General features: G+C 65.3%; 12 protein-coding genes and 1 riboswitch. Of the genes, 7 read left to right on the top strand and 5 right to left on the bottom strand.

All coding sequences use genetic code 11. The annotated features are described in order from the left end of the window. Positions 1-163: 163 nt before the first annotated feature. A complete protein-coding gene (locus QX051_RS21690; protein WP_315777529.1) occupies positions 164-802 on the top strand; it encodes a leucine-rich repeat domain-containing protein in 639 nt (212 codons plus the stop codon). A 1,043-nt stretch (positions 803-1,845) separates the two neighbouring features. Here the strand turns inward: QX051_RS21690 and QX051_RS21685 are convergent. After that, the gene (locus QX051_RS21685) at positions 1,846-3,075 is read right to left on the bottom strand and encodes a cyclic nucleotide-gated ion channel (protein ID WP_315739936.1); all 1,230 of its coding nucleotides are present in this window, start codon (positions 3,073-3,075) and stop codon (positions 1,846-1,848) included. A 2-nt stretch (positions 3,076-3,077) separates the two neighbouring features. Beyond that, a complete protein-coding gene (gene alaS, locus QX051_RS21680; protein WP_315777641.1) occupies positions 3,078-5,756 on the bottom strand; it encodes an alanine--tRNA ligase in 2,679 nt (892 codons plus the stop codon). 181 nt (positions 5,757-5,937) lie between these two features. Beyond that, positions 5,938-6,049: riboswitch (glycine riboswitch) on the top strand. A 145-nt stretch (positions 6,050-6,194) separates the two neighbouring features. Between alaS and gcvT the strand changes: the two genes are divergently transcribed. The 3 genes from gcvT to gcvP all read left to right on the top strand — a co-directional run bounded on the left by gcvT (position 6,195) and on the right by gcvP (position 10,740). Beyond that, positions 6,195-7,343, top strand: a complete 1,149-nt coding sequence (gene gcvT, locus QX051_RS21675) for a glycine cleavage system aminomethyltransferase GcvT (RefSeq protein WP_315777528.1) — start codon at positions 6,195-6,197, stop codon at positions 7,341-7,343. 9 nt (positions 7,344-7,352) lie between these two features. Beyond that, positions 7,353-7,718 (top strand): glycine cleavage system protein GcvH, encoded by a 366-nt coding sequence (gcvH, locus tag QX051_RS21670; protein WP_315770483.1) that lies wholly within the window; start codon positions 7,353-7,355, stop codon positions 7,716-7,718. Between the two features lie 148 nt (positions 7,719-7,866). Further along, complete coding sequence (gene gcvP, locus QX051_RS21665; protein WP_315777527.1) at positions 7,867-10,740, top strand: aminomethyl-transferring glycine dehydrogenase; 2,874 nt, start codon at positions 7,867-7,869, stop codon at positions 10,738-10,740. Here the strand turns inward: gcvP and QX051_RS21660 are convergent. Further along, positions 10,719-11,798: a DUF1835 domain-containing protein gene (locus QX051_RS21660; RefSeq protein ID WP_315777526.1), complete on the bottom strand. Its 1,080-nt coding sequence runs from the start codon at positions 11,796-11,798 to the stop codon at positions 10,719-10,721. The genes gcvP and QX051_RS21660 overlap by 22 nt on opposite strands. Before the next feature lie 297 nt (positions 11,799-12,095). Further along, a complete protein-coding gene (gene recA, locus QX051_RS21655; protein ID WP_315739908.1) occupies positions 12,096-13,184 on the bottom strand; it encodes a recombinase RecA in 1,089 nt (362 codons plus the stop codon). A gap of 560 nt (positions 13,185-13,744) precedes the next feature. On the opposite strand from recA, the gene QX051_RS21650 reads away from it, so the two are divergent. From QX051_RS21650 to QX051_RS21640, 3 genes are all read left to right on the top strand, one after another. Continuing rightward, a complete protein-coding gene (locus QX051_RS21650) occupies positions 13,745-14,038 on the top strand; it encodes a hypothetical protein (protein WP_315777640.1) in 294 nt (97 codons plus the stop codon). Positions 14,039-15,403: 1,365 nt separating this feature from the next. After that, entirely contained in the window at positions 15,404-15,643 is a 240-nt protein-coding gene (locus tag QX051_RS21645; RefSeq protein ID WP_012045383.1) for a DUF6894 family protein, read from the top strand. A gap of 188 nt (positions 15,644-15,831) precedes the next feature. Further along, positions 15,832-15,963, top strand: a complete 132-nt coding sequence (locus QX051_RS21640; RefSeq protein ID WP_315770689.1) for a hypothetical protein — start codon at positions 15,832-15,834, stop codon at positions 15,961-15,963. Between the two features lie 18 nt (positions 15,964-15,981). Here QX051_RS21640 and QX051_RS21635 read toward each other — a convergent pair whose 3' ends face one another. Continuing rightward, positions 15,982-16,230: a hypothetical protein gene (locus tag QX051_RS21635; protein WP_315777525.1), complete on the bottom strand. Its 249-nt coding sequence runs from the start codon at positions 16,228-16,230 to the stop codon at positions 15,982-15,984. Positions 16,231-16,288 lie beyond the last annotated feature (58 nt).

Raw genomic sequence — 16,288 nt, 5'->3', positions numbered from 1 at the left:
CAGAAACTGCGTTGTCGTGTCACTGTCGGCTTGCTTACAGTTGAACCTCGATCGCGTAAACTTCCGCCGCGGACCGAAAGGCCCGAGATGGATCAGAACTGCCCTTGGTCTCCGGGTGAAGTCGAGGCATGATCCGGCTGTGAGGAACGCGTCGGACTTGCACTTGTCCTTGTGGAAACAGGCGCTCGGCGCCGTGCCGGATCATGTCTGGGATCGGACGAACCTGCAATCGCTCGTGCTGGCCGACAATCGCCTGGTGGAGATCTCGGACAGGGTCGGCGAGCTACGCGCCCTGAGAACGCTGGACCTGGGCCACAACCTGTTACGGCAGATTCCGGCTGCGCTAGGCGAACTCGTCGGCCTGAGCGACTTCCTGTACTTGCACGACAATGCGCTGAAAGAGCTTCCATCGTCGTTGGGGCGACTTACCCGGTTGCGCTACCTCAACATCAGCGCAAACGAATTCGAGAGACTGCCCGACGCGGTTACCGAGATGTCAGGACTTCTCGAACTTCGCGTGACCGACAATCGCCTGACGACTCTGCCGACGACCATTTCCAAGTTGACGCGGCTGCGTGAGCTGCATCTCAGGAACAATAGCTTGACCCATTTGCCGGAAGATATCGGTTCAATGGTGGAGCTGCGGCAGATCGACTTGAGAGGGAACCCTGTCGCCGCCTTGCCGGAAGCGCTGCTCAAGCTTCCACGTCTCGAAAAGCTTGATCTGCGCTGGGTGACGACGATTTCACGCCCGAACTGGTTCGCTGAGCTCGAAGAACGAGGTTGCGCGATTTACCTGTAACGCTTGCGTTTGCAGCGTGCACTCTGGTCACAAGCTGCCGTCTCGAACGCCTGAGCGCCATGGCCGTTGTACCGCAGACAGCCGCCGGCTTGCTGCGCCGCGCAGGTCAGAGCGATGGGGTCGAATTCGGTCGTGACCTCCTGTTCGTTGATTTGCCCGACGAGCAGCGTCCCTGCCTTTCATGCAACGAAATCGGTCTCCGCCGCCTCCCGATCGGCGCTCGCCGGAACGTCGCGTTTCGTCAGCGACTTCAATATCATCGCTCATTTCAAGAGCTTCGCGCAAAAATAAACTACTTCCGAAAATCAGCAGACCATGCCTATTCTCCCTTCGTTCCGGTCCGGATGAGGGGCGTACGCGTCGTCACGAAACGTTGGGCCGGCAATGCGGTGGACGTGAGGGCATCAGCGCGCTTCATGCGCGGACGAATGATGCGCTTGCGGACGTGAAGTCGCGTGGTCCTGACACCCCGAAGCTGGTGTCCCCGCGGCGGCGAGCGAGAAGCGCGTCGTCGCGCACGGTGGCCAACAAGCCCGGTGCACCGAGGAGATCGCGTATAAGCGTTAAAACCGCCGCGCAGGGAATGCCGGATGAACCGGCTTTGCCTGTGGTACCTGCCGCCTGCATTTTTTTCGCAGGCGGGCCATGGGTGAGGCCCTCACCCGGCATTCCCTGCGCCCTCATCACTATCGAGGGCGAATGCTTTCCGCATCCCCCGGGCGCGACCGCGCCGCGGGACCGCGTGGGCATGCCCGGCTGTTTGACTGGTTGGTAGATGAGATAAAGCTCGTAGCTGCGCCACTCCCCGCTCGCCGCAGCGAGGACGTTGATGGGCAATCTGTCTTGGGCGACGATCTCGGTCTCACCCTCCCCTGGAGGGGGAGGGTCGATCGCACGCGAAGCGGGCGAGCGGGGTGGGGTGAAGCCACGGATGCTGGTGCTGCCGGAGAGATCACCCCACCCCGCCTCACGTCTCGCTTCGCTCCCCGCGAGGCGACCCTCCCCCTCCAGGGGAGGATGACAGCAGAACTCGTTGTTCGGACCTACCCGTCCGTCTGGTCGTCGTGCTCGGCCTGCGACAGCTCGGCGAGGGCGAGGTCGCCGGAATCGGCCATGCGCGCCTTGGCGATGGTCCGGACATGCGCGGCCAGCGCCGGCATCCGCGCGATCAAGGCGTGGAAATCCTGCGCGTCGAGCACCAGCAGCCGGGTCTTGCGTGTCGCCGTCACGGTGCCCGAGCGCTTGGTCCGATGCAGCAGCGCGATCTCGCCGAAGAACGTGCCGTCGGCGAGCTTGACGCATTGCGTCGGCAGCTCGATCTCGACCTCGCCGGCAGTGATGAAATACATCGAGGAGGCGGCATCGCCGCGCCGCACCAGCACCTCGCCGGACTCGATCGTGCGCGCGCGCAGCAGCCGCATGATGTCGGCGATTTCGGACGCCGAAAGATGCGAGAACAGCGGCACCCGCGCCAGCATGCCCCAAGTGACGACGAAGTCGCGCCGCTTGATCTCCTCGGCGAACGCGGTCGAGATGATCGCGACCGGCAGCGCGATCATGGCAAAGCCCCAGATGATCGCGAACACCGTGATGATGCGGCCGAGCGGCGTCACAGGCACGACGTCGCCATAGCCGACGGTGCCGAGCGTCACAATCGCCCACCACATCGCATGCGGGATGGTGCCGAACTTGTCCGGCTGGACGTCGCGCTCGACCGCGTAGAGCAGCGAGGCGAACAGCAGCACCGCGCCGGCCAGGATCACGAGGCAGCCGATCAAGATGCGCCGCTCGGCCTGCACCGCCGACAGCAGCGAGCGCAGCGCCGGCGAATAGCGCACCAGCTTGAGGAACGGCAGCACGATGCACACCGCTTCCAGGCTGCGGTCGCCAAGCACGAGCGCAATCGCGGCCGGCACGAAGGACAGGAGGTCGACGACGCCGAGCGCGGAGAAGGCGTAAGCGAAGCGATCCTGGCGCGGCGACTGCCGCCGCGGCATGTGGCCGGCGACGCTCCAGAGACGGGCGACATACTCCGCGGCGAAGACGATCAGCGCGCCGATCTTGATCGCGCGCAGCAGTCCGCCAATGGCGGCCGCGATGTCCGGGTCCGATGCCAGCACCACCGCCAGCACGTCGAGCGTGATGACGAGCACGATGAACTGGACGACGCGCGAGCCGTGCGTGCTCGGCAGATGGTCGTGCTCGAGCAGCTCGTACAGCCGGTCGCGCAGATCGGGATCGCGAACGCTCTCGCCCGGCCCGAGCGGCGGCACGATCAGCTGGCCTTGCCGATCGCGCTCTCGATCGCGGCCAGCGCGGCCTCCGCCTTGCCGCCGTCGGGGCCGCCGGCCTGGGCCATGTCGGGACGGCCGCCGCCGCCCTTGCCGCCCAACGCCTCGGACGCGGCGCGCACGAGGTCGACCGCATTGAAACGCGCGGTGAGATCGGCGGTGACGCCGACCACGACGCCGGCCTTGCCGTCCTCGGTGACGCCGACGATCGCGGCGACGCCCGAGCCGAGCTGCTTCTTGGCCTCGTCGGCCAGCGACTTGAGATCCTTCATCTCGATGCCCGAGACGGCGCGGGCCATCAGCTTGATGCCGCCGACGTCGCGGATCCCGGCGGGAGCGCCGTTGCCGGTCTCCTGGCCGCCACCCATGGCGAGCTTCCTGCGCGCGTCCGACAGCTCACGCTCGAGCTTCTTGCGCTCCTCCATCAGCGCGGTGATGCGCGCCGGTACGTCCTCGACCGTGGTGCGCAGCTCGGCCGCGGCGGCCTTGGCGAGCGACAGATTATGGTTGGCATGCGCGCGCGCGCCGCGCGCCGTCAGCGCCTCGATGCGGCGGACGCCGGACGCCACCGCGCTCTCGGAGGTGACCGCGATCAGGCCGATGTCACCGGTGCGCCTGACATGGGTGCCGCCGCACAGCTCGACGGACCAGCCCATCGCGTTCGAGCCCTGCTCGCGCGCGGCGTCGCCCATCGAGACGACGCGGACCTCGTCGCCATATTTCTCGCCGAACAGCGCGCGGGCGCCGGCCTCGCGGGCATCGTCCAGCCCCATCAGGCGGGTGGTGACCTCGGCGTTCTCCAGCACGACGTCATTGGCGATGTCCTCGACGCGGGCGAGCTCTTCCGGAGAGATCGGCTTCGGATGGACGAAGTCGAAGCGCAGCCGGTCGGGCGAGACCAGCGAGCCGCGCTGGGCGATGTGGTCGCCGAGCACCTGGCGCAGCGCCTCGTGCAGGATGTGGGTCGCCGAATGGTTGGCGCGGATCGCCGAGCGCCTGCTGTGATCGACGTCGAGTTGCAGCGCGGAGCCGAGCTTGAGCGTACCCTGCTCTACCGTGCCGATATGCGCGAACAGGTCGCCGGCCTTCTTCTGGGTGTCGGTGATGCGGACGCGGACGCCGTCGCCGGTCATGAGGCCGGTGTCGCCGACCTGGCCGCCGGATTCGCCGTAGAACGGGGTCTGGTTGAGCACGATGACGCCGCTCTCGCCGGCCTTGAGGCTCTCGACCTCGGCGCCGTCCTTGACCAGCGCGGTCACTGCGCCTTCGGCGGTCTCGGTCTCATAGCCGAGGAACTCGGTGGCGCCGAGCTTCTCGCGCAGCGGGAACCAGACGGTCTCGGTCGCAGCCTCGCCGGAGCCGGCCCAGGCCGCGCGCGCCTTGGCGCGCTGGCGGTCCATGGCGTCGGTGAAGGAAGCCTGGTCGACGCTGATGCCGCGCGACTTCAGCGCGTCCTGGGTGAGATCGAGCGGGAAGCCGTAGGTGTCGTACAGCGTGAAGGCGACGTCGCCGTCGAACATGTCGCCCTTCTTCAGAGTGGCAGACTTCTCGTCGAGGATGGCCAGCCCGCGCTCCAGGGTCTTGCGGAAGCGGGTCTCTTCGAGCCGCAGCGTCTCCTTGATGAGCGCCTCGGCGCGGATCAGCTCCGGATAGGCCTGGCCCATCTCGCGGGAGAGCGTACCGACCAGCTTGTGCATCAAGGGCTCGCGGGCGCCGAGCAACTGGGCGTGGCGCATCGCGCGGCGCATGATCCGGCGCAGCACATAGCCGCGGCCTTCGTTCGACGGCAGCACGCCGTCGGAGATCAGGAACGACGAGGCGCGGAGATGGTCGGCGATGACGCGGAGCGACGCCTTCTGCGGGCCCTGCGGGTCGGCATTGGTGAGGTCGGCGATGGCGCGGATCAGGGCGACGAACAGGTCGATGTCGTAGTTGTCGTGCTTGCCCTGCAGCACCGCGGCAACGCGCTCCAGGCCCGCGCCGGTGTCGATCGACGGCTTCGGCAGCGGATTGCGGACCCCGCCCTCGAGCTGCTCATATTGCATGAACACGAGGTTCCATATCTCGATGAAGCGGTCGCCATCGGCCTCCGGCGAGCCGGGCGGGCCGCCCCAAATCTTGTCGCCGTGGTCGTAGAAGATTTCCGAGCACGGGCCGCACGGGCCGGTGTCGCCCATCTGCCAGAAATTGTCCGAGCCACTGATGCGGATGATGCGGGATTCCGGCAGGCCGGCGATCTTCTTCCAGAGCCCGAACGCCTCGTCGTCGTCGATGTAGACGGTCGCGGTCAGCTTGTCCTTCGGCAGGCCGAACTCCTTGGTGACGAGCTTCCAGGCGAGCTCGATGGCGTTCTCCTTGAAATAGTCGCCGAACGAGAAGTTGCCGAGCATCTCGAAGAAGGTGTGGTGCCGGGCGGTGTAGCCGACATTGTCGAGGTCGTTGTGCTTGCCGCCGGCGCGCACGCATTTCTGCGACGTGGTGGCGCGGTTGTAAGCGCGCTTCTCGACGCCGGTGAAGACGTTCTTGAACTGCACCATGCCGGCGTTCGTGAACATCAGGGTCGGGTCGTTGCGCGGCACGAGCGGCGAGGACGGCACGATCTCGTGGCCGTTCGCGGCGAAGAAGTTGAGGAAGGTCGACCTGATCTCGTTGACGCCGCTCATAGCAATCCAATCGAAGAAGTCCGGGAATTCGGCGGTGATGCTTTTAGACAAGGGGACTTCGCGTGTCCAGAAACTGTGCAGAAACATCATGGGCTTGCTGCACGGCTCCTAAAGCTGGTTGAAAGCCCGAGTGACGCGTTGACAGCCTGCGCGGGCTGGTGTTTGGTCCGGGACATAGACGACAGTCGCGTCGGGAGAGACCGGTCTTCTGAGGTTCTGGTTGAACTTCAAGGGTCGGCGCCGAAGGAGCAACCGCCCCGGAAACTCTCAGGCAAAAGGACCCTCGCGACTGCAACTGCATCTGGAAAGAGACGCTGGCCGGGCTTTGACCGGACCGCGTCCGCCGACGGGATAATACTCTCAGGCACAGCGACAGATGGGGCTTCGGTGGCGTTTTTCGGGACTGGTCCCGAGGAACCGCGCGAGGACCCCTGATCGATGGCTGAACCGGCTGCCCCCCTTTCTTTGAAGCGAACGCCGCTCCATGCGCTGCATGTCAGCCTTGGCGGCAAGATGGTGCCCTTCGCGGGCTATGAGATGCCGGTGCAGTACGCCCCCGGCGTGCTCAAGGAACACCTCCATACCCGCAGCGCGGCCGGACTTTTCGACGTGTCCCACATGGGCCAGGTCGCGCTGGTGCCGAAATCCGGCAAGGTCGCCGACGCCGGAGCCGCGCTCGAGCGGCTGGTGGCGCAGGACATCGTCGGCATCCCGGCAGGCCGGCAGCGCTATGCCCAATTCACCAACGCCGACGGCGGCATTCTCGACGACCTGATGGTGGCGAATTTCGGCGAGCACCTGGTGCTGGTCGTCAACGCCGCCTGCAAGGACGCCGACATCAAGCTGCTGCGCGACGGGCTCTCCGACGTTTGTGACGTGCAGCCGCTGACCGACCGCGCGCTGCTGGCGCTGCAGGGGCCGAAGGCCGCTTCCGTGCTGGCGAAGTTCTGTGCAGAGGCCGAGGGCATGCGGTTCATGGATGCGGGACCGCGCATGGTCGACGGGCTCCCCTGCTACGTCTCCCGCTCCGGCTATACCGGCGAGGACGGCTACGAGATCTCCGTTCCCGCCGCCAAGGCCGAGCAGCTCGCCGAAGCGCTGTTGTCCGACAAGAATGTGCTGCCGATCGGGCTCGGCGCGCGCGACAGCCTGCGGCTGGAGGCCGGGCTCTGCCTTTACGGCCATGACATCGACACGACGACGACGCCGGTCGAGGCCGCCTTGGAATGGTCGGTGCAGAAGGTCCGCCGCACCGGCGGCGCGCGTGCTGGCGGCTTCCCGGGCGCCGACAGGATCCTGGCGCAGTTCGATGGCGGTGCGACACGCCGCCGCGTTGGCTTCAGGCCCGAGGGCCGCGCACCGGTGCGCGAGGGCGCGCCGCTGTTCGCGAGCGCCGACTCGGCCGAACCGATCGGCCAGGTCACCTCCGGTGGCTTCGGACCGACGCTGAATGCGCCGGTCGCCATGGGTTACGTGCCGACCGCCCTCTCAGCAATCGACACCCGGCTGTTCGCCGATGTGCGCGGCCAGCGCCTGCCGCTGCGCGTCGCCGCCATGCCCTTTGTTCCCAACACCTACAAGCGCTGAAGGACGTCCATGACCACGCTCTACACCTCCGACCATGAATGGCTCAGCATCGATGGCGACACAGCCACCATCGGCATCACCGACTATGCGCAGGCCCAGCTCGGCGACGTCGTGTTCGTGGAGCTGCCGCAGGTCGGCCGCGCGCTGAAGAAGTCGGAAGCTGCCGCCGTGGTCGAGTCGGTCAAGGCCGCCTCCGACGTCTACGCGCCGATCAGCGGCGAGGTGGTCGAGGTCAACCAGGCGATCGTCGACGAGCCTGCGCTCGTCAACACCGACGCCGGCGGCAAGGCCTGGTTCTTCAAGCTCAAGATCGCCGACCGGGGCGAGCTCGGCGGCCTGATGGATGAGGCCGCCTACAAGGCGCATACGGCGTGAGACGTGCGGTGCGGCGACACTCACCACTGTCATCGCCCGGCTCGACCGGGCGATCCACTACGCCGCGCTCTCTCCGCCTGATCTCACCATCGATGTTTACTGGATGCCCCGCCTTCGCGGGGCATGACGAGGCATAGAGGATTTGCTCATGACCACGCCGCTCAAGCCGCTCGATGATGCCGCCACCAGCTTCGCCCGCCGCCATATCGGTCCCTCGCCGCGCGACGTCGCGGCGATGCTGGAGACCGTCGGCGCCAAGAGCGTGGCGGAGCTGATGGCGCAGACGCTACCCGGCACGATCCGGCAGACGGCGCCGCTCACCCTCGAGCCGGCGCTGAGCGAGCCCGAAGCGTTGTCGCATATGCGCGCACTGGCGGCGCGGAATCAGGTCTTCACCTCGCTGATCGGCCAAGGCTATTCCGGCACGCTGATGCCGGCGGTGATCCAGCGCAACATCCTGGAGAACCCGGCCTGGTACACGGCCTATACGCCCTATCAGCCGGAGATCAGCCAGGGCCGGCTGGAGGCGCTGTTCAACTTCCAGACCATGATCTGCGATCTCACCGGGCTGGACGTCGCCAATGCCTCGCTGCTGGACGAAGCCACGGCGGCGGCGGAGGCGATGGCGCTGGCCGAGCGGTCGGCGCGGACCAAGACCAAGGCGTTCTTCGTCGATCAGGATGTCCACCCGCAGACGCTGGCGGTGCTGCGCACCCGCGCCGAGCCGCTCGGCTGGCAGCTGATCGTCGGCGACCCGGCCAAGGATCTGGACAGCGCCGAGGTGTTCGGCGGCCTGCTGCAATATCCGGATACGACGGGCGCGCTGCGCGATCCGCGCCCCGCGATCGCCCGGCTGCACGACAAGGGCGCGCTCGCGATCCTCGCTGCCGACCTGCTGGCGCTGACATTGATCGCCTCGCCGGGCGAGCTCGGTGCCGACATCGCGATCGGCTCGGCGCAGCGCTTCGGCGTGCCGATGGGCTATGGCGGACCGCATGCCGCCTACATGGCGGTACGCGATGCGCTGAAGCGCTCGCTGCCCGGCCGCATCGTCGGCCTGTCGGTCGATTCGCGCGGTGCCCCCGCCTATCGGCTGGCGCTGCAGACCCGCGAGCAGCACATCCGCCGCGAGAAGGCGACCTCGAACATCTGCACGGCGCAGGTGCTGCTGGCGGTGATTGCTGCGATGTACGCGGTCTATCATGGCCCCGACGGGCTGAAGGCGATCGCCCGCACCGCGCATCGACGGACCGCGGTGCTGGCTGCAGGGCTGCGCAAGCTCGGCTTTGCGCCGGAAAGCGAGACCTTCTTCGACACCATCACCGTCGAGGCCGGCGCCAAGTCCGATTCGATCATCGCCCTCGCGGAAGGCGAGCGGATCAATCTCGGCCGCGACGGCAGCAGGCTGCGGATCGCGCTAGACGAGACCACGACGGCCGATGTCGTCGAAGCCGTCTGGCGCGCATTCGGCGGCGACCTCTCCTACACGGCGATCGAGGCGGAAGCGCGCGAGGCGCTGCCGGCCGAGCTCAAGCGGCAGCGGCCGTACCTGACCCATCCGGTGTTCCACGCGCATCGCTCCGAGACCGAGATGCTGCGCTACCTGCGCAAGCTCGCGGACCGCGACCTCGCGCTCGATCGTGCGATGATCCCGCTCGGCTCCTGCACGATGAAGCTGAACGCGACGACCGAGATGATTCCACTGACGTGGCCGGAATTCGCCAGCCTGCACCCGTTCGTGCCGCGCGCGCAGGCCGCCGGCTATCATACGATGTTCGCCGATCTGACCGACTGGCTGTGCCGCATCTCCGGCTATGATGCCGTGTCGCTGCAGCCGAACTCGGGCGCCCAGGGCGAATATGCCGGCCTCCTGGCGATCCGCGGCTACTACGCCGCCCGCGGCGAGGGCCATCGCACCATCTGCCTGATTCCCTCCTCCGCCCACGGCACCAACCCGGCCTCGGCGCACATGGCCGGCATGGAGGTGGTCGTGGTCGGCTGCGATGCAGGCGGCAATGTCGATCTGGCCGATCTCAAGGCCAAGGCGGAAGCGCATAGCGCCAAGCTCGCCGCCATCATGATCACCTATCCCTCGACGCATGGCGTGTTCGAGGAGCACATCCGCGACATCTGCGACATCGTCCATGCCCACGGCGGACAGGTCTATCTCGACGGCGCCAACCTCAATGCGCAGGTCGGCCTCTCCAGACCCGGAGATTACGGCGCCGATGTCAGCCATTTCAACCTGCACAAGACGTTCTGCATTCCGCATGGTGGCGGCGGCCCGGGCATGGGGCCGATCGGCGTGAAGGCGCATCTGGCGCCCTTTCTGCCCGGTCACCTTGCGACCGATGGCGCGAGCGCGCATCCGATCGGGCCGGTCTCGGCGGCGCCGTATGGCTCCGCCTCGATCCTGACCATCTCCTACATCTACATGCTGCTGATGGGCGGCGACGGCCTGACCCGCGCCACCGAGATCGCGATCCTCAATGCCAACTACGTCGCGGCGCGGCTCGATGCGCATTTTCCGGTGCTCTACCGCAACGAGCGCGGCCGCGTCGCGCATGAATGCATCATCGATCCGCGGCCGCTCAAGCAGAGCAGCGGCGTCACCGTCGACGACATCGCCAAGCGACTGATCGACTACGGCTTCCATGCGCCGACCATGAGCTTCCCGGTGGCGGGCACCTTGATGATCGAGCCGACGGAATCGGAGTCCAAGGCGGAGCTCGACCGCTTCTGCGACGCCATGATCGCGATCCGCCAGGAGATCGCCGAGGTCGAGCAGGGCCGCTTCGGAATCGAGGCCTCACCGTTGCGCCACGCGCCGCACACGGTGCACGACATCGCCGACGACGATTGGAACAGGGCCTACCGGCGCAGCGAGGGCTGCTTCCCCGCGGGCACCTCGCGCACCGACAAGTACTGGTGCCCGGTCGGCCGCGTCGACAACGTCTACGGCGACCGCAATCTGGTGTGCTCATGCCCGCCGGTGGCGGACTACGCCCAGGCGGCGGAGTAAGCCTCCTCACGCATGCTCCAAGGGATCGGGCGCCACGGCTCGCGACAATCAATGACGTGAGGCGTGGTAGGGTCCGGAGCGATGAGCACCGCATGCCAACGCCAGAGATTGGCGTTGATCAATTCGGTGCCACCCCACCAGCGCCGGATCGGATTTTGGCTGCTGAAATCCTCCTCGCCGGCGAGGATTGCCTTGCCGAGCGGTGTCAACGACAGCGTGCTGGCCCTGTAGCGCTCGAGGCGTTCACGGCTGTCGTGCATCTCGACCGAGAATGGCGATTCGGCGAGGCCCGAAATTGCAGGCACCGGCGCGAGCGCCAGACCGTCGAGCAACGTGCCTCCTTCCCAATAGTCATAGACGCGCCGTTGAAAGCGATCCTGATGATGCGGCAACAGGTCGAATGGGTGCTGATAGCCGGCTGACAGCAATTCGAGGATTCTTAGCTCCGATGCTCCGAGGCCCGTCGCAACACCGGGAAGCTCATCGAGCATCTCCTGCACGCAGCGGCGAAGCTGCGGCAGTGCACTGAGATCCTGCTTCAACAGATCGAACCAGGCTTGCGGCGTCGGCGCCCGAAACGCCCGCCATGCCAGATGACCCAGGTCGAGATGCTCACGTGCGAGCTCTACGCCGGCAATGGTCCGACCGGCGAGTCGCCCGGCCGGGGCATCGAATAGCGGTACATCGACATGCCGCAATACGATCTTCGTCGCGATCTCCGCGTGATGGCGCAGATAATCCAAGAGCCAGATCAGCACCAACTGGTCATTCGGACGGGTCCCCATCCACAGCTCGACGCTATCGCAGCGGTCAACAAGTTCGAGAAAACTGTGATTCCGCCCGCCGGCCGCCATGACGTCGCTACGCGAGGCGAAATCCAACCAATGCCCCCGCTTCCGTCGCGTGGTGCGCTGGACGAGATACGCCGATAATTCGGCATCGGATGGCAGCGGTCCCCACACGAAACGATGGAGAATTGGCACCACCAGGTCGGCAAAGCCGCCCCTCCGAAGCGCTCCGGCGCTCGGATCATCGGCCGCTAGAATCAAACGCGTCATGCTGTTGGCTCCGGCACGGCCCGATTGCCTCAAGGCGCTATCAACATATTCGCGATCGGCTCCCGGCGCCCAGGATCGGCGTCGGAAATCCCGGTGCCGCCGCGCGGATCCGGTCCGCTCGTCCGCGCACGCGCTTTCAGTTATTCGCGTTGAAGATCGTATCCGGCGCTCAGAAACGCCCACTCGCTGCATTCGGGAATGCAGCAGCCGCAGATTTCGGCAGAGCACCACACATCTGCAAACGGGCGCTGGAACGTCGGCAACTCAACGTCCACGGCGCCCGCCGCCGCCGTACCCCTACTCTTCCGCCGGCTCCTCACCGTCGGCGTCGCGCTCGGCATTGCCGGCCAGGATCTGCTCGGCGATCAGGCCGGAGTTCTGGCGGATCGCGGCTTCGATCTTGGCAGTCATGTCCGGATTGGCCTTGAGGAACGATTTCGAATTCTCGCGTCCCTGCCCGAGACGCTGGCTATCGTAGGAGAACCAGGCGCCGGACTTCTCGACGATGCCGGCCTTGACGCCGAGATCGAGGATCTCGCCCATCTTGGACACGCCCTCGCCATACATGATGTCGAACTCGACCTGCTTGAACGGCGGCGCCAGCTTGTTCTTCACCACCTTGACGCGGGTGGTGTTGCCGATCACCTCATCGCGCTCCTTGATCGCGCCGATGCGACGGATGTCGAGGCGCACCGAGGCATAGAACTTCAGCGCGTTGCCGCCCGTGGTGGTTTCCGGCGAGCCATACATCACACCGATCTTCATGCGGATCTGGTTGATGAAGATCACCATGGTGTGGGATTTGTTGATGGAAGCGGTCAGCTTGCGCAGCGCCTGGCTCATCAGGCGGGCCTGCAGGCCCGGCAGCGACTCGCCCATCTCACCCTCGAGCTCGGCCTTGGGCACCAGCGCCGCGACGGAGTCGACGACCAGCACGTCGACCGCCCCCGAACGCACCAGCGTGTCGCAGATTTCCAGCGCCTGCTCACCCGTATCCGGCTGCGAGATCAGCAGCTCGTCGATGTTGACGCCCAGCTTGCGCGCATAGACCGGATCGAGCGCGTGCTCGGCATCGATGAAGGCGCAGATGCCGCCCTTCTTCTGCGCCTCGGCCACCGTGTGCAACGCCAAGGTGGTCTTGCCCGATGATTCCGGCCCGTAGATCTCGACCACCCGCCCTTTTGGCAGCCCGCCGATCCCCAACGCGATGTCGAGCCCGAGCGAGCCGGTCGACACCGTCTCGACATCCATCGAGCGGTCGTTCTTGCCCAGCTTCATCACCGAACCCTTGCCGAACTGACGTTCGATCTGGGACAGCGCAGCAGAGAGCGCCTTACTCTTATCCATTGAGGAACCTTCGACGATACGCAGGGCGGTGGCGGACATTGGCGCTCCTTATGGCGGGGATTCGCGAGATGGACAAACGGTTAACGAGGTCGGCCAGCAATCTTGAGGTGAATGTACTCCATCCGTTCTTTGTTCGCAATATGTTCTTCTCAACAATCACCGCTCTCAGCCCCCTGACAACCGCGGGAACACGCCTGCCACTCGGGGGCCGGCGCGCAGTCCACCGAGCAGCAGCGAGGGAGCGCTGCCCGATCAGCGCGCCCAGAAGCGAAGTACGGGGTGCTGGATGACGGCGACCGCGAAAGGATCCTGATCCGGCTGGAGGCGGAAGCCATGTGCGCGAGCGGCGCAGCCGCCGACCGGCGATCGCGCGAATGACGACCAGCCTGTCCGAGCGCTCCAACCTCGCTTCCCACGCCTGCGGCAGACGTCGACTCAATTATAAGTTGTTAGTGTCGTCTCGGCTTTGCCCTATCATCCTGCTGGTCCTTCTCTGTGGGCATCGCACACCGCTTCCAATTTTCGGGACCAGCATGACCGGATCCAACAAGGAACAGACCCTCACGTTGTGGCGCCCCGTCGGCCCAAAGGAGCTTGCGTTGATCGAGGCGTCGGGCATGCGTGCGTTTCCGCCGCGCCTTCCTGAGCAGCCGATCTTCTACCCGGTGCTGACCGAGGACTATGCCGTGAAGATCGCACGGGACTGGAACGTGCCGGCGAGCGGCCGCGGCCATGTGCTACGCTTCGCGATCCTGCGAGGCTTCATCGACAACTACGAGGTGCGCGAGGCCGGCGGCCGCGAGCATCTCGAGTACTGGATTCCCAGCGAAGACCTGGCCGACTTCAACGCCGCGATCGTTGGACCGATCGTGCTCGTCAGATCTTTCCCTTGAAACTACCAAACTCCTACACGCGTGCGTAGATCGCACATTCCGGGGTTCTCCTGACAGGAACGAAGTTCCCTCGCCTCTTCTGCTTTTGTTCGGCTCATCGTGCGTGCAGGCGCACGGTTTCGATGCAGATGCGCATGCAATGCTCGGCCGCGCGCAAGCTGTGTCCGGCCATGAAGTTCCGCAACAGAAGTGTCCGCGGATCTGCCGCGGCTATCTGGATCGGAATGGCACCCTGCGTTCCGACCGGAGCAATGGCCGGCGCGCGAACAGCTCGACGGCCGCCATATGACGGAGCGACAGATGAAACGGCGAACCCCAGGACGCTGTCTCGTGCCATGCCAGAGGGAGCCACGAGGGCCGTTCGCGCAGCCCCCTATGACCGGGCGAATGAGTGGGCCGAATGGAAGCCGGCGTGATCCGCATCACGCAGCACGCGGCGCTCACGACATCTTCAAGCCACAAACCATTGTCATAAACTTTGGGTTGCGTTATAGAATCGTGGTTGTCGTACGTCTGAGCAAATTTTTGATCAGCCCCGGATTTGTTTGTTCGTTGCGATGATGTCGCCGCACATTGTCAGTGGTGTATCGCCTTTGGTGTATCGCCCGTGGTGTGCCGTCGACCGATCCCTTGTAGCCTGCCAGCTACAACATTTGCAGGCTCCGTCACCCGTAGGCGCACGGCCCTGAAACCATCCGCGCCGAAAGAAAGCCCCGGACGACGTCCGGGGCTTTCGACGTTGATAGCTCCGCTCGGGATGCATCCCCCCGTCATTGTCGTGATGTCGAGGAACGGATCGCTGGCGTTGCGCTTCATATTGGCGATGACAAGAGATGACGTGACCTGCCCGTCCTGCAGGGCCGGCCTTCAAAGGATCGAGCTTCACTCGCAGCAAGGCGCCGCGGGAGAGAGGCGTTGTCCGGCTTGCGATGAACTCTTGGAACTGGTCGACGGCGCGACGCAGATCGCCTACCGACTGACAGTCGTGCCGGAACGAATCTTCGATCACAGCTAGGCGCGCGTCCCACGGCGATTGATCGAGATGGCAACCTTGATCTGACGCAAGGCACGCCTACTAGTTTCGCACTAGTCTAACTACGTCATTGCCGAACTGCCCTCGCTGGGAAGCTACGACGTTGACGCCGAGCCTCGGACCGCGGCGGTCCGAGGCTCATTCTCCGAGGCTCATTCGTTGGCCCGCAATCCGTCCGATTGCGCCGCACATCCTCAACGGCAATCAGCTCAACGGACAGCGCGACCGACCGTATTTTACCGGAATTGATCCGAGGGGGTTTTGCGCTTCCATTTGCGATGCGTACATCAAACCCAGCGGCCTGGGGCGGTCAGGGCTCACCGGTTTTGGCAATGCCGCTCTATTTCTTTCGTATCCGTAACGGCCACTTCTCAGGCGCGTCCGAGTATGGGACCGAGTGCGCCGACCGCAACGCAGCCTGGAAAGAGATGACCACCGTCTGTGCCGACATGGCCAGCAGCATCTCGCGCAAGCTCGCCGAAAACTCCGAATGGCAGATGGAGCTGCTCGACGAGGCACGGCAGCCGGTCTTCCGCATCCGGATCGTCGCCGAGTCGCTGGATCAGGCCTGACGGCTCGCCACACCTCTTGTAGATCGTCACCGACGAGAACCACAACCGAAGCCTGTGGCCGGCGAGGTGACTGCGCGTCATTTCGCCAGCCGAGCTTGATCCAGATCAAAATGCCTGTCTGCATCCTGGCAGACATTTAAATTTGTATGGGTAATCTGATCTTCAAATGTCCGCGAACGGGGATGAACGTGCAGCATTGGCTGGAAGAGCCGAAGCCCGGCGATCCCGCGTACGCCTATGAAACCGTGGTCTGCAAGGCCTGCACGCGGCTTCATTTCATCAATCGCGACACGCGCAAGCTTCTCGGCGAGAAGGAATGAGGCGCTAGCCGGAATGATTCAATCGGCGCTGGGAAGCCGCCGCATCGTGAACTCGATGGCCCCATCGGGAAGCTCGCGCCAGCTTTCGACGGCGCTCATGTAGCCGGCCTTGGGATAGCGGGTCAGATAATCGCGGGCCTTGGCGCGCGCTTGCTCGCGCGGCAGCGTGAACGTATCACGAACGTAGCCGTCGCGAACCGGGCCTGCGCTCTTCCTCTGGCGCCGGGCCGCCATCCGGCTGGCCATGTCTCGAGGACGCATCCCCATCGACGAACTCCAACGCGCTGCCACACCGTCAATATAGACGGGGCCGCGAGGAATCCGA

The organism is Bradyrhizobium sp. SZCCHNR1053 (genome assembly GCF_032381235.1).
Classification (GTDB): Bacteria; Pseudomonadota; Alphaproteobacteria; order Rhizobiales; family Xanthobacteraceae; genus Bradyrhizobium.
Note: the sequence above shows the minus strand (reverse complement) of the source record. Positions and strands in the feature narration are given on the sequence as shown.

What these genes read in the sequence shown, in the direction of transcription:
- alaS (WP_315777641.1), bottom strand. Translation starts at nt 5,756, where the DNA reads ATGAGCGGCGTCAACGAGATCAGGTCGACCTTCCTCAACTTCTTCGCC.
- gcvT (WP_315777528.1), top strand. Translation starts at nt 6,195, where the DNA reads ATGGCTGAACCGGCTGCCCCCCTTTCTTTGAAGCGAACGCCGCTCCAT.
- gcvH (WP_315770483.1), top strand. Translation starts at nt 7,353, where the DNA reads ATGACCACGCTCTACACCTCCGACCATGAATGGCTCAGCATCGATGGC.
- gcvP (WP_315777527.1), top strand. Translation starts at nt 7,867, where the DNA reads ATGACCACGCCGCTCAAGCCGCTCGATGATGCCGCCACCAGCTTCGCC.
- QX051_RS21660 (WP_315777526.1), bottom strand. Translation starts at nt 11,798, where the DNA reads ATGACGCGTTTGATTCTAGCGGCCGATGATCCGAGCGCCGGAGCGCTT.
- recA (WP_315739908.1), bottom strand. Translation starts at nt 13,184, where the DNA reads ATGTCCGCCACCGCCCTGCGTATCGTCGAAGGTTCCTCAATGGATAAG.
- QX051_RS21645 (WP_012045383.1), top strand. Translation starts at nt 15,404, where the DNA reads ATGCCGCTCTATTTCTTTCGTATCCGTAACGGCCACTTCTCAGGCGCG.
- QX051_RS21635 (WP_315777525.1), bottom strand. Translation starts at nt 16,230, where the DNA reads ATGGGGATGCGTCCTCGAGACATGGCCAGCCGGATGGCGGCCCGGCGC.